Source organism: Burkholderia perseverans, assembly GCF_022870505.1.
GTDB classification, from domain to species: Bacteria; Pseudomonadota; Gammaproteobacteria; order Burkholderiales; family Burkholderiaceae; genus Burkholderia; species Burkholderia plantarii.
Genome location: NZ_CP045094.1, coordinates 3,369,301 through 3,382,018, shown reverse-complemented (window position 1 = coordinate 3,382,018; position 12,718 = coordinate 3,369,301). Strand labels below are relative to the sequence as shown.

Annotated in this window: 11 protein-coding genes; 4 read left to right on the top strand and 7 right to left on the bottom strand. The window is 68.4% G+C overall.

Annotated features, from left to right (window positions below; genetic code table 11):
• Position 1: 1 nt before the first annotated feature.
• The gene (locus tag BpN12_RS29630; protein WP_246795710.1) at positions 2 to 1,192 is read left to right on the top strand and encodes a heme biosynthesis protein HemY; all 1,191 of its coding nucleotides are present in this window, start codon (positions 2 to 4) and stop codon (positions 1,190 to 1,192) included.
• Positions 1,193 to 1,253: 61 nt separating this feature from the next.
• Here the strand turns inward: BpN12_RS29630 and BpN12_RS29625 are convergent, their stop codons facing one another.
• The 3 genes from BpN12_RS29625 to BpN12_RS29615 form a co-directional block, all read right to left on the bottom strand.
• Positions 1,254 to 2,558, bottom strand: coding sequence for an MFS transporter (locus BpN12_RS29625; protein ID WP_246795709.1), 1,305 nt, complete (start codon positions 2,556 to 2,558; stop codon positions 1,254 to 1,256).
• A gap of 111 nt (positions 2,559 to 2,669) precedes the next feature.
• On the bottom strand, positions 2,670 to 3,428 hold the full coding sequence (locus BpN12_RS29620; protein ID WP_246795708.1) for an SDR family oxidoreductase: 759 nt from the start codon (positions 3,426 to 3,428) through the stop codon (positions 2,670 to 2,672).
• Positions 3,429 to 3,585: 157 nt separating this feature from the next.
• On the bottom strand, positions 3,586 to 5,025 hold the full coding sequence (locus tag BpN12_RS29615; protein WP_246795707.1) for an aldehyde dehydrogenase family protein: 1,440 nt from the start codon (positions 5,023 to 5,025) through the stop codon (positions 3,586 to 3,588).
• A 224-nt stretch (positions 5,026 to 5,249) separates the two neighbouring features.
• On the opposite strand from BpN12_RS29615, the gene ppa reads away from it, so the two are divergent.
• Positions 5,250 to 5,777: an inorganic diphosphatase gene (ppa, locus tag BpN12_RS29610; protein WP_246795706.1), complete on the top strand. Its 528-nt coding sequence runs from the start codon at positions 5,250 to 5,252 to the stop codon at positions 5,775 to 5,777.
• A 117-nt stretch (positions 5,778 to 5,894) separates the two neighbouring features.
• On the opposite strand, the gene BpN12_RS29605 is transcribed toward ppa, so the two are convergent.
• Entirely contained in the window at positions 5,895 to 6,407 is a 513-nt protein-coding gene (locus BpN12_RS29605) for a GIY-YIG nuclease family protein (protein ID WP_246795705.1), read from the bottom strand.
• A 48-nt stretch (positions 6,408 to 6,455) separates the two neighbouring features.
• Positions 6,456 to 7,649, bottom strand: a complete 1,194-nt coding sequence (locus tag BpN12_RS29600; RefSeq protein WP_246795704.1) for a GNAT family N-acetyltransferase — start codon at positions 7,647 to 7,649, stop codon at positions 6,456 to 6,458.
• Between the two features lie 102 nt (positions 7,650 to 7,751).
• On the opposite strand from BpN12_RS29600, the gene BpN12_RS29595 reads away from it, so the two are divergent.
• A complete protein-coding gene (locus BpN12_RS29595; protein WP_246795703.1) occupies positions 7,752 to 9,437 on the top strand; it encodes an NAD+ synthase in 1,686 nt (561 codons plus the stop codon).
• Positions 9,438 to 9,490: 53 nt separating this feature from the next.
• Positions 9,491 to 9,829, top strand: coding sequence for a P-II family nitrogen regulator (locus BpN12_RS29590; RefSeq protein WP_013699037.1), 339 nt, complete (start codon positions 9,491 to 9,493; stop codon positions 9,827 to 9,829).
• A gap of 252 nt (positions 9,830 to 10,081) precedes the next feature.
• Here the strand turns inward: BpN12_RS29590 and BpN12_RS29585 are convergent, their stop codons facing one another.
• Both BpN12_RS29585 and BpN12_RS29580 read right to left on the bottom strand, forming a co-directional pair.
• Entirely contained in the window at positions 10,082 to 11,167 is a 1,086-nt protein-coding gene (locus BpN12_RS29585) for a porin (protein WP_246795702.1), read from the bottom strand.
• Positions 11,168 to 11,936: 769 nt separating this feature from the next.
• On the bottom strand, positions 11,937 to 12,716 hold the full coding sequence (locus BpN12_RS29580) for an ABC transporter ATP-binding protein (protein ID WP_280529145.1): 780 nt from the start codon (positions 12,714 to 12,716) through the stop codon (positions 11,937 to 11,939).
• Positions 12,717 to 12,718 lie beyond the last annotated feature (2 nt).

Here is a 12,718-nt window from a genome sequence, read left to right as displayed (position 1 = left end):
GATGACGCTGCGAGGAATCCTCTGGCTGGCCGTGCTGTTCGCCGTCGCCGTGGCGCTCGCCACGGTCGGCCGCTTCGACGGCGGCCAGGTGCTGATCGTCTATCCGCCGTATCGGGTCGACGTGTCGCTGAACCTGTTCATCGTCGCGATCGTGGTGCTGTTCATCGTGATCTACGCGCTGCTGCGCATCGTGCGCAACGTCTGGCGCATGCCGCAGCGGGTGGCCGCCTATCGCGCGCGGATGCGCCACGAGAAGGCGCACGCCTCGCTGCGCGACGCGATCGCGAACCTCTACGCGGGCCGCTTCTCGCGTGCCGAGAAGGCCGCGCGCGATGCGCTCGCGGTCGACGCGAACCAGGGCGCGGCGGGCCTCGTCGGCGCGGTGGCCGCGCATCGCATGCACGAATACGCGCGCCGCGACGAGTGGCTCGCGAAGGTCGATGCCGGCGACTGGCAGGAAGCGCGGCTGCTCGCGACGGCCGACATGCGCGCCGAGGCGCGCGACGCCGAGGGCGCGCTGGCCGCGCTGGCCGAGATGCAGCAGTCGGGCGGCAAGCGCATCCACGCGCAGCAGGTCGCGCTGCGCGCGCAGCAGCAGCTGAAGAACTGGGCCGAGGTGCTGAAGCTCGCCAAGGCGCTCGAGAAGCGCGAGGCGCTGCATCCGGCCGCGGCCGTGCGGATGCGCCAGCAGGCGGCCGAGCATCTGCTGCGCGACCGTCGCCACGACGCGGACGCGCTGCTGGAAGTATGGCAGTCGCTGTCGGCGTCCGAGCGGCAGTCGCCGCGCCTGGCCGATCTGGCCGCCGAACTGCTGGTCGCGCTCGATCGCCAGCCCGAGGCGCGCCGCATCGTCGAGGACGCGCTCGCGCATCACTGGGACGCGCGCCTGCTGCGCCGCTATCCCGACACCGCGAGTGCCGATGCATTGCCGCTGATCCAGAAGGCCGAGGGCTGGCGGCGCGACCATGCCGACGACGCCGACCTGCTGGTGGCGCTCGGCCGGCTCTGCCAGAAGCAGCAGCTGTGGGGCAAGGCGCAGTCGTTCCTCGAAGCGGCGCTGAAGCTCTCCGACAACGACGCGCTGAAGGTGCGCGCGCATCGCGCGCTGGCGAGCCTGTTCGAGCATCTCGGCGAACCGGACAAGGCGGCGCGCCATTACCGCGAGAGCGCGCTGGCGACGCACCTCGCCTAGTGGCTCACGCTGGCGTGGGCGCCCCCGTGAAACGGCAGCCTTCGGGCTGCCATTTCGCTTTCTAGCGGTTGACGAGCGCCTTCGGCACCGACAGCGCGAGCAGGCCGCCCAGCACGCAGAACGCGGCGAGCATCAGCATCCCGGGCGCGTTCGAGCCGGTCACGGTCTTGAGCCAGCCGATCATGTAGGGGCTCAGGAAGCCGGCCAGGTTGCCGATCGAGTTGATCAGCGCGATGCCGGCCGCGGCCGCGGTGCCGCCGAGGAACGCGGTGGGCAGGCTCCAGAACAGCGGCAGCGTCGTGAGGATGCCGATCGTCGCGAGCGTGAGGCCCACCATCGCGAGCGCGGTCTGGTTCGCCCACATCACCGACAGCAGCAGCCCGAGCGCGCCGAGCGCGGCCGGGAACGCGAGGTGCCAGCGACGCTCGCGATGGCGGTCGGCGCTGCGCGCGATCAGGATCATGCCGATCACGGCCGCCGCATAGGGGATCGCCGAGAGCAGGCCGATCGCGAACGCGTCGGTCACGCCGGTCGACTTGATGATGGTGGGCAGCCAGAAGCCCACGCCGTACAGGCCCATCACGAACGAGAAATAGATCAGCGCCATCAGCCAGACGCGCGGGCTCGCCAGCACGCGCGCCACCGACGGGTCGTCCTTGAGCGCTTCCTCGTCGGCCACGTTGCGCATCAGCAGCGCCTTCTCGTCGTCGCTGAGCCACGCGGCGCGGGCGATGCGGTCCTCGAGCCAGAGCAGCACCAGCAGCCCCACCACGATCGACGGAATCCCCTCCAGCAGGAACAGCCACTGCCAGCCGTGCCAGCCGTTCGCGCCGTGGAAGTGCTTCAGGATGTAGCCCGACATCGGCCCGCCCACCACGCCCGAGATCGCGATCGCGGTCATGAAGAAGGTGGTCATGCGGCCGCGCCGGTGCGCCGGATACCAGTAGGTCAGGTAGAGGATCACGCCGGGGAAGAAACCGGCCTCGGCCACCCCGAGCAGGAAGCGCATCACGTAGAACATCGCCGGCGTGGTGACGAACATCATCAGCGCCGAGATCAAGCCCCAGGTGATCATGATCCGCGCGATCCAGACCCGCGCGCCCACCCGGTGCAGGATGATGTTGCTCGGCACCTCGAACAGGAAATAGCCGAAGAAGAAGATGCCGGCGCCGAGCCCGTAGACGGTGTCGGACAGGTTCAGGTCGGTGGCCATCTGCAGCTTCGCGAAGCCGACGTTGACGCGGTCGAGATAGGCCACCACGTAGCAGAGCATCAGCAGCGGCGCGAGCCGCCAGGTGACCTTGCGGTAGGTGGCCGCCTCGAACGCGGACGGCTGGCCGGGATCGGCCGTTACGGTGCTCGCCATGTGTCGTCTCCTGATCTGATGGTTTTGTCGTATTGGTATGGGTGCTTCGGTGCTTCGGTGCTTCGGTGCTTCGGTGGCGCGCCGTGCGGGCCGCGCCGGTGCGCCGCTGCTTCAGATGCAGCGGCCGCCGTCCACCTCGAGGCAGACGCCGGTGATGAATTCGGCCTCGTCGGAGGCCAGGTAGAGCGCCGCGTTGGCGATGTCCTGCGGCGTCGAGAGCCGGCCGAGCGGGATCGTGGCGAGGAAGCGCTGGCGGTTCTCGGGCGTGTCGTCGACGCCCATGAACTCGGTCATGAGGCCGGTCTCGCCGAGCACCGGGTTGATGCAGTTGACGCGGATCCGGTCGGCGCCCAGCTCGGCCGCGAGCGCCTTGCTGGCGGTGATCATCGCGCCCTTCGTGCTGTTGTACCAGACGAGGCCGGGGCGCGGCCGGATTCCGGCGGTGGACGCGATGTTGACAAACACGCCGCCGCCCACCTCGCGGAAATACGGCACCAGCGTCTGCACGCTCCAGAACAGGCTCTTCATGTTGACGGCGTAGACGCGGTCGTATTCGGCCTCGCTCACGTCGAGCACGGGCTTGTTGCGGTGCGTGGTGCCGGCGTTGTTGACGATCACGTGGACCTGCCGGAAATCGTCGAGCGCGGCGGCGAACAGCGCGCGCCAGTCCTCGCCCTGCGAGACGTCGCCGGCGATCGCGATCGCGCGGCCGCCCGCCACCGCGATCTCGCTGGCCACGCGCTCGGCCGCCGCGCCGTTCAGGTCGTTGATGACCACGTTCGCGCCCTCGCGCGCGTAGGTCCTGGCGATGCCCTCGCCGAAGCCCGAGCCGCCGCCCGTGACGATCGCTGTCTTGCCCGCAAGCCGCATGGATGTCTCCTTGTCCGTTTCAGGTCGGGTAGTCGTTGCGTTGCTGTTGTGTGTTGCGTTGCCGGATCGCGCCCGGCCGCGCGCCGCGCCGGCGCCGGACGCGAGGCGTGGAGCGCGAATTCCGGAATCGGTGAAAAAGGCGGTGCGCCCGCGCGACTCAGCCGTGTTTCAGCGCGACGGTCTTCAGCACCGTGAAGCCGTAGAGCGCCTCGAAGCCCTTCTCGCGACCGTGCCCCGAGCGCCCGCTGCCGCCGAACGGCAGCTCGACGCCGCCGCCCGCGCCGTAGTTGTTGACGAACACCTGGCCGGCCCGCACGCGCCGCGCGAGCCGCATCTGGCGCGCGCCGTCGCGGGTCCAGACGCCGGCCACGAGCCCGTAGGCGGTGCCGTTGGCGAGCGCAACGGCTTCCTCCTCGTCATGGAACGGCAGCGCGGCCAGCACCGGGCCGAACACTTCCTCCTGCGCGAGCCGGTGCGCGGGCGGCACGTCGCGCAGCAGCGTCGGCGCCTGGTAGAAGCCGCTCTCGGGCGCTTCGGGCACGACCTCGCCCTGCGCGGCCATCGCGATGCCGTCGTGCTGCGCGTCGGACAGGAAATCCCAGACCCGCTGCTGCTGCTTGGCGTTGATGAGCGGGCCGCAGTCGAGATCGGCCAGGCCGGGGCCGACGCGCAGCGCGCTGAACGCGGTGGCGAGCCGGTCGAGCAGCGGCTCGTAGACGGCGCGCTCGATCAGCACGCGGCTGCCGGCCGAGCAGGTCTGGCCGCCGTTCTGCACGATCGCCGAGACCAGCACCGGCAGCGCGGCGTCGAGATCGGCGTCGGCGAACACGAGCTGCGGGGACTTGCCGCCCAGTTCGAGCGTGACGGGCACGTGCCGCTCGGCGGCGGCCAGCGCGACGAGGCGGCCGGTCTCGGGCGAGCCGGTGAACGAGATGTGGTCGATGCCGGGATGGGCGGTGAGCGCCGCGCCGGCCTCGTGGCCGGTGCCGGTGACGATGTTCAGCGCGCCCGGCGGCAGGCCGGCCTCGGCCGCGAGCCGCGCGACGTGCAGCAGCGACAGGCAGGCGTCCTCGGCCGGCTTCACGACGCAGGCGTTGCCGGTGGCGAGCGCCGCGCCGACGCTGCGCCCGAAGATCTGCATCGGGTAGTTCCACGGCACGACGTGGCCGGTCACGCCATGCGGCTCGCGCAGCGTCAGCACCGTGTAGCCGGCCTGGTAGGGCAGCGTCTCGCCGTGCAGCTTGTCGGCCGCGCCGGCGTAGAACTCGAAGTAGCGCGCGAGCGCGGCGGCGTCGGCGCGGGCCTGCTTGAGCGGCTTGCCGGTGTCGCGGCATTCGAGCCGTGCGAGCGTGTCCTGCTGCTCGGCCACGCGCTGCGACAGCCGGTACAGCAGCCGGCCGCGCTCGGCGGCGCTGGTCGCGCCCCAGGCGCCCTCGAAGGCCGCGCGCGCGGCGCGTACCGCGGCGTCGATGTCGGCGGCGTTGCCGCGTGCGAGGCGCGCGAACGGCGCGCCGTCGGACGGATCGATGACGGCGAGCGTCTCGCCGCTCGCGGGCGCGGCCCATTCGCCCGCGATGAAGTGCCTTGCCTCTTCCATGCCTGCTCCCGGATCGTGGGTGTCGATGCGCGTTTCAGGTTCTGTCGGGTTCGGTACGCATGCGGCGCGGCGCCCGTTCCGCGCGGGCCGGTGCCCGCATGCCGGTCAAGTGTGCGCCTAACTTCGGCCGAGCGCCATCGGGTGATTGGCTATAATGGCGGCTCTTCGCGGGCCGCGCCGGTTGGCGCCCCGTGCCGTTTTCCATCGTCATGCAGAGAGTGCTCATGAGCTTCAGCAATGTTCCGGCCGGCAAGGATCTGCCGCACGATTTCAACGTCATCATCGAAATTCCGGCGCAAAGCGACCCGGTCAAGTATGAAGCGGACAAGGACCTCGGCGTGCTGGTGGTCGACCGTTTCGTCGGCACCGGCATGCGCTACCCGGTCAACTACGGCTTCATTCCGCAGACGCTGTCGGGCGACGGCGATCCGGTCGACGTGCTGGTGATCACGCCGTTCCCGCTGCTGGCCGGCTCGGTGGTGCGCTCGCGCGCGCTCGGCATGCTGCAGATGACCGACGAGTCGGGCGTCGACGCGAAGCTGATCGCCGTGCCGCACGACAAGGTCTGCCCGATGACGGCCAACCTCAAGTCGATCGACGACGTGCCCGAGTACCTGAAGGACCAGATCAAGCACTTCTTCGAGCAATACAAGGCGCTCGAGAAGGGCAAGTGGGTGAAGGTCGAGGGCTGGGCCGGCATCGACGCCGCGCACAAGGAAATCACCGAAGGCCTCGCGAACGCGAAGAAGTAAGGCTGCGCGAGGCGAGCGGCCGGCAAGGCCGCGCTCGCGACGTGGTGTCAGACCGCGCGTGTCCCGTTTAGGGGCCGCGCGGTTTTGTTTTTGGCCGGGTCGGTTATGAGGCGGCGGCTATGAGGCGGCGCAGACGCGGTGGCCGGATCGGCCGGTGGCCGGGCGCGCGGCGTCCGGCTTGCCGGCGCGGGCACGGCGGCCCGCGATGACGGCCCTCTCCGGCTGCGGGTCGGGCGCGATGGCGTCGAGGCTGTCGATGGCCCACGGAGCGCCGCCGGCATGGAACGAACCGAAGCCGGTTGGTGCATCGAGCGGATCCAGCGCATCGGCCGCCGGTGCTTCAAGCACCGCCACGACACCGGCCGGCAGCACCGAATCGAGCGTGCGCAGCCCGCTCGCGAGTTCGCGCTTGCGCGCCGGCGTCAGGCGCTTGACCCAGTATTCGGCGCGCGAGGCGATCGAGCGGTCGGCCAGCGGGAACGCCGCGAGCACCGCGCGCGGCTTGCGCGAGCGCGTGTAGCGCGCGCCGGTGCCGTTCGCGTGCCGCGCGAAACGCGCGTCCACGTCGGTCGTGATGCCGGTGTAGACGCTGCCGTCGTCGCATTCGATCAGATACAGGAACCAGGACATGGCGGGGCGGCGGGAAGCGGAGCCGTCAGGGTGTCGGAACAGCCGCGCTCACGGCGCACCGTCCTTCAGCGCGCCGTCCTTGAACGGATTGTGCTCGCGCAACTCGTCCACGTAGGCGTGGATCTGCCCCGTCTCGCGCTTGAGGAAATCGCCGACCGCGTCCGAGAACGCCGGATGCGCGAGCCAGTGCGCCGAACGCGTGACGGTCGGCATGAAGCCGCGCGCGAGCTTGTGCTCGCCCTGCGCGCCGCCCTCGAACGCGGTGAGCTTCTCCTCGATGCAGAATTCCAGCAGCTGATAGTAGGCGGCCTCGAAATGCAGGCAGGGGACGTGTTCGAGCGCGCCCCAGTAGCGGCCATAGAGCGTGCCGCCGCCGGCCGGATCGCGCCGGTACACGGCCAGCGCGCTCGCGATCGGCTTGCCGTCGGCCTCGGCGATCACGAGCAGCAGGTTCTCCGGCATGGTCTCGCCGATTTGCCGGAAGAAGTCGAGGTTCAGGTACGGGCTCGAATAGTGTTCGCGGTAGGTCTGCCGGTAGCAGCGCGAGAAGAAGCGCCAGTCGGCGTCGGTGGCATCCTCGCCGCGCACGCGGCGGAACGTGACGCCGGCCTCGGCCACCTTGCGCCGCTCGGCGCGGATGTTCTTGCGCTTTTTCTGCTCGAGCGTCGAGAGGAAATCGTCGAAGTGCCGGTAGCCGTCGTTGAGCCAGTGGAACTGCACGCCTTCGCGCAGCATCATGCCCATCTCGTCGAGCAGCGCGGCTTCGTCAGCGGTCGGAAACAGCACGTGCAGCGACGACACCTCGCTCTGCTCGGCCAGCGCGACCAGCGTGGCCGCGAGCTGGCGGCGCGCGCGCGGGTTGTCGGCGATCAGGCGCGTGCCCTGCACCGGCGTGAACGGCACCGCGCAGAGCAGCTTCGGATAATACGGCACGCCGTTGCGCTGGTAGGCGTCGGCCCAGGCCCAGTCGAACACGTATTCGCCATACGAATGCTGCTTGGCGTAGAGCGGCGCGGCGGCCACCAGCGCGTCGGTGGCCGGGTCGGTGAGCGTGACGAAGTTCGGCGACCAGCCGGTCTCGCCGGTCGCGCAGCCGGTGGCGTGCAGCGCGGCAAGGAATTCGTGGCGCAGGAACGGCGTGGGATGCGCCTGCCGTTCGACGAGGGCGTTCCATTCGTCGGCGCTCGTTTCGAGCGGAGACGACAGGAGCCCCATGCGATAATCGTTGCGTTCGTGTTTCAACCGTCAGAGACCCGTTTCGTTCGGCGCGCGCGACGCGGCGCGCACCGGTGATGCGCCCGGAGGCGCTCGTCACGCGACCCGCGAGGCCGCGCAGATTCCGTCATGAAAACCCGTATCGCTCTCGCCCAACTCAACGTCACCGTCGGCGATTTCGCCGGTAACGTCACCCGCATCGTCGAGGCCGCGCGCGCCGCGCACAACGATGGTGCGCAGCTGCTCGTCGCGCCGGAGCTCGCGTTGTCGGGGTATCCGCCCGAGGACCTGCTGCTGCGCCCGGCGTTCTACAGCGAGGCGGCCGAGGCGCTGGCGACGCTGGCCGAGCGCCTGAAGCCGTTCGAGGGGCTCGCGGTGCTGGTCGGCCATCCGCTGCGCACGCCCAGCGCCGATGGTAATGCAAACCGCCCGATCGGGCGCGGCGCGACGCCGGTGGACACCTACAACGCGGCGTCGCTGATCGCGGGCGGCGCGATCGCGGCCACCTACCGCAAGCAGGATCTGCCGAACACCGAGGTGTTCGACGAGAAGCGCTACTTCGCCACCGATCCGCAGCCGTGCGTGTTCGAGCTGAACGGCACGCGCTTCGGCGTGATCATCTGCGAGGACGCCTGGCATGCCTCGGCCGCCCAGCTCGCGAAGGCGGCCGGCGCCGAGGTGCTGCTGGTGCCGAACGGCTCGCCGTATCACATGAACAAGGACGCGGTGCGCGTCGGGATCGTGCGCGAGCGAATCCGCGAGACGGGCCTGCCGGTGGTCTACGTGAACCTGGTGGGCGGGCAGGACGAGCTCGTGTTCGACGGCGGCTCGTTCGTGCTCGACGGCGCGGGCGAACTGGTCGCGCGCATGCCGCAGTTCGAGGCCGGCCACGCGATCGTCGAGTTCGACGGCGCGCGCCCGCTGCCGGCCGCGATCGCGGCGCCGCTGTCGGTCGAGGCGCAGGTCTACCGCGCGCTGGTGCTCGGCGTGCGCGACTACATCGGCAAGAACGGGTTTCCCGGCGCGCTGATCGGCCTGTCGGGCGGCGTCGATTCGGCGCTGGTGCTGGCGGTGGCCTGCGACGCGCTCGGCCCCGAGCGCGTGCGCGCCGTGATGATGCCGTCGCGCTACACGGCCGACATCTCCACCACCGACGCGGCCGAGATGGCGCGCCGGGTGGGCGTGCGCTACGACGAAATCGCGATCGCGCCGATGTTCGACGCGTTCCGCGGCGCGCTCGCCGACGAGTTCGCGGGCCGCGACGAGGACGCCACCGAGGAGAACATCCAGGCGCGGATTCGCGGCACGCTGCTGATGGCGCTATCGAATAAATTCGGTTCGATCGTGCTGACCACCGGCAACAAGAGCGAGATGGCGGTGGGCTACTGCACGCTCTACGGCGACATGGCGGGCGGCTTCGCCGTGATCAAGGACATCGCGAAGACGCTGGTCTACCGGCTCTGCCATTACCGCAACGCGGCCGGCGAGTTCGGCGCGACCGACGTGATCCCGGAGCGGATCCTCACGCGCGCGCCGTCCGCCGAGCTGCGCGAGAACCAGACCGACCAGGACAGCCTGCCGCCCTACGATGCGCTCGACGCGATCATGCGCATGTACATGGAAGAGGACCAGCCGCTCGCGGCGATCGTCGCGGCCGGCTACGACGAGGCCGACGTGACGCGCGTCACGCGGCTCATCAAGATCAACGAATACAAGCGGCGCCAGGCGCCGATCGGGATTCGCGTCACGCACCGCGCGTTCGGCCGCGACTGGCGCTACCCGATCACGTCGCGCTTCACCGAGCGTATCGACTGACGGGGCGCCGCGCGTAGAATCCGTTCCAGTCATCCCTTTACCGGAGCATCATCATGAAACGCATTACCGCCATCATCAAACCGTTCAAGCTCGACGAAGTCCGCGAGGCGCTCGCCGAGGTCGGCCTGACCGGCCTCACCGTGACGGAAGTGAAGGGCTTCGGCCGCCAGAAGGGCCACACCGAACTCTATCGCGGCGCCGAATACGTCGTCGATTTCCTGCCGAAGATGAAGATCGAGGTGGTGGTCGCGGCCGATCAGGTCGACCAGGTGATCGACGCCGTGATCGGCGCCGCGCGCACCGGCAAGATCGGCGACGGCAAGATCTTCGTGTCCGACGTCGAGCGCGTGATCCGGATCCGCACCGGCGAGGAGAACGAAGCGGCGGTCTGAGCCCGCGCGGCGGCGTGGTGTCCGCTCATGCATGACGATCGGGGCGCGGCCTGCCGCGTCCGGTCCGGCCCGGCTCTCCGGGCCGTTTTCATTTGGGGCAGTTCGCGGACGGTTCGATTCGCGCCGCGTCACCGGTCCGGGCCGCCAATAAAAAACGGTGCGATACCCGTTGGGGTACCGCACCGATACGCGCCTCTCGCAGCAGCGTGAAACTTTCAGTTCTAAGTCTGGGTTCCGGTTCGTCGCCGACGATCAGAACAGATGCTGGATGCCGGCGTAGACGCCCGTCTGCGAGCCGCCGGCCTTCGGGTTGCCCGAAGCGACCGAGGTGCCCGCGCCGTTCGCGTTCAGGCTGAAGTTCGCGGTCTTGCTGTTGCGAACCGTGGCCGCCTGCAGGTCGAGCAGCGTGCGCTTGGACAGGTTGTACGAGCCGCCGATCGTGTAGATTGTCGCGTTGCCGCCGCCATTGTTCGCGTTCACGTGGTACACCGCCGCGATCAGCGCCGCCGCCGGCGTTGCCTGCCACGTCACGCCGCCCCACACCTGCTGCGTCGTCGTGATGCCGTTGTTGACGGCCGGGCCGCCGCTGTCGGCGTGCGAGCTTTGGTACGACACCTGCAGCTTGAACTGGCCGAGGAACACGTTCGCGCCGGCGAAGTATTCGCGCGAGAAGTTGAACACGTCGTCGAACTTGCCGGTCGCGCCGTCACGCGTTTCGTCGAACAGGCCGCGAACCTGGAACAGCGAGTTCGTGTAGGTCAGCTGCAGGCCGTCGCTGCGGCCCTGGCTGCCCGCGGCGCCGGTGCCGCCGTTGTAGGTCGTCTGGTTCGACAGCGAGTACTGGCCGTAGGCGTCGAAGCCGTAGAACGACGGCGACTGGTACGAAATGTTGTTGCTGGTCTTGTTCCAGTTACGACCGCGCACGAGCGAGGCGGTCGACCAGTTCGACTGGCCGAACGGATCGAAGTCCCACACGCCGTTGGCGATCGCGAGTTCGCGACCGAGCAGCAGCGTACCGTAGGCGTCGTTCGAGATCCCGACCGTCGCGAAACGATCCCAGATCGTACCGGTCGAGCCCATGGCGCCCGTCATCGTGTTGAAGGCGCCTTCGAGGTGGAACAGGACCTTGTAGCCGCCGCCGATGTCCTCGGTGCCCTTGATGCCCCACAGGCTCGTGCCCCAGTCACCGCTTTCCGCGCGGATGCTGTGACCGTTCTGCAGGCCGTTCATGTACTCGAGCCCGGCGTCCAGGCGGCCGTACAGCGTCACGCTGCTTTGTGCCTGCGCTGCCACTCCGGCAGTCATCAGTGCTGCCGCCAGCAATGCTTTCTTCATCATCTCCTCCATACCCTGTCAAAAAGTCAACCCACCAACTGCGCAAGATGCCGGACGCTGAATGCGTCCGGTCAACATGGGATAACCAGGGAGACCGCGTGCGGCTGCCGGATAGGCGGACGCGATACGTGCGGACTGAACCGTTTTGCAGGCCGTTTTGCCGGGCAGGCAAGCCGGGGTCTCCTGTTGTCATGAAGTCAAACTACATTTCATGACTTTCGTTTTGCTACTTTGGTTACTAATTTAGCAAAAATACACTTTGATGGCGACGAAAATCGTTGTTTGACTAGCTGGTGTCTCCAAATTGCCATAAAGAGAGGGCGCGATCGTTGCTACGCCACGCTGCGACCGCAGGGAATGCCTTGTCCGACAAGGCATCCACGACTTACGGCAAAGTGGGTCAAGGATTGCCACTATTGACGCAGTCGCGTGAGGCGCGTACCGAAAAATCGGAGGAAATCGTTAGTTTTCCGTAAAGAAATGAGGTTCGACGGCTCTAAACAAAAAGAGATGTTTACTTCGTTTTGCTAAACGGATGATGGCGACGCCACGCATGCGCGCGAAGCGCACGCGAACACGTGGTGCGATCGCAACGGCGAGGCGATGCATGACGATGCGGGTAATCCCGGCGGCGGTCGCTGACGACGTCGATGAAGCGCGCGGGGGCGAGGCGGGAGAGGGCGGCGGAACGCGGGGGAACGCGGGGGAATGCGGGAGGGGGGGCCTGACGGTGCCGTGCCGGCAGCGAAGCCGGCACGGTATTGGCGATCGCTTACTTGAGGCTGCCCGAGAGGAACTGCTTCAGGCGTTCGCTGCGCGTGTTGCCGAACACCTCGGCGGGTGCGCCTTCTTCCTCGACGCGGCCCTGGTGCAGGAACATGACGTGGTTCGAGACGTTGCGCGCGAAGCCCATCTCGTGCGTGACCACGATCATGGTGCGGCCTTCCTCGGCCAGCTTCTGCATCACCTTCAGCACCTCGCCCACCAGCTCCGGGTCGAGCGCCGAGGTCGGTTCGTCGAACAGCATCACGTCCGGATGCATCGCCAGCGCGCGCGCGATCGCCACGCGCTGCTGCTGGCCGCCCGACAGATGCGACGGGTATTGCTTCTCGACGCGCGGCGGCAGGCCGACCTTCTCCAGGTACTCGCGCGCGCGCTCCTCGGCCTCGCGCTTCGACAGCCCGAGCACGTGGACCGGCGCCTCGGTCACGTTCTCGAGCACGTTCATGTGCGACCAGAGATTGAAATGCTGGAACACCATCGAGAGCTTGGTGCGCACGCGCTGCAGCTGCTTCGTGTCGGCCGCCTTCAGCGCGCCGGTCTTGTCCTTCGCGGTGCGCACTTCCTCGCCGTCCACGAAGATGCGGCCGGCGTTCGGCTGCTCGAGGAAGTTGATACAGCGCAGCATCGTGCTCTTGCCCGAGCCGGACGAGCCGATCACGCTGATCACGTCGCCGGCGTGCGCCTTCAGCGACACGCCCTTCAGGACTTCGTTGCTGCCGTACTGCTTGTGGAGATCGTCGACGAAAAGCTTGTGCATCTTGGAATTCATCA

Excerpts from the sequence above, each read along its gene's own strand:
- BpN12_RS29630 (WP_246795710.1), top strand. The coding sequence starts at position 2 with ATGACGCTGCGAGGAATCCTCTGGCTGGCCGTGCTGTTCGCCGTCGCC.
- BpN12_RS29625 (WP_246795709.1), bottom strand. The coding sequence starts at position 2,558 with ATGGCGAGCACCGTAACGGCCGATCCCGGCCAGCCGTCCGCGTTCGAG.
- BpN12_RS29620 (WP_246795708.1), bottom strand. The coding sequence starts at position 3,428 with ATGCGGCTTGCGGGCAAGACAGCGATCGTCACGGGCGGCGGCTCGGGC.
- BpN12_RS29615 (WP_246795707.1), bottom strand. The coding sequence starts at position 5,025 with ATGGAAGAGGCAAGGCACTTCATCGCGGGCGAATGGGCCGCGCCCGCG.
- ppa (WP_246795706.1), top strand. The coding sequence starts at position 5,250 with ATGAGCTTCAGCAATGTTCCGGCCGGCAAGGATCTGCCGCACGATTTC.
- BpN12_RS29605 (WP_246795705.1), bottom strand. The coding sequence starts at position 6,407 with ATGTCCTGGTTCCTGTATCTGATCGAATGCGACGACGGCAGCGTCTAC.
- BpN12_RS29595 (WP_246795703.1), top strand. The coding sequence starts at position 7,752 with ATGAAAACCCGTATCGCTCTCGCCCAACTCAACGTCACCGTCGGCGAT.
- BpN12_RS29590 (WP_013699037.1), top strand. The coding sequence starts at position 9,491 with ATGAAACGCATTACCGCCATCATCAAACCGTTCAAGCTCGACGAAGTC.
- BpN12_RS29585 (WP_246795702.1), bottom strand. The coding sequence starts at position 11,167 with ATGATGAAGAAAGCATTGCTGGCGGCAGCACTGATGACTGCCGGAGTG.
- BpN12_RS29580 (WP_280529145.1), bottom strand. The coding sequence starts at position 12,716 with ATGAATTCCAAGATGCACAAGCTTTTCGTCGACGATCTCCACAAGCAG.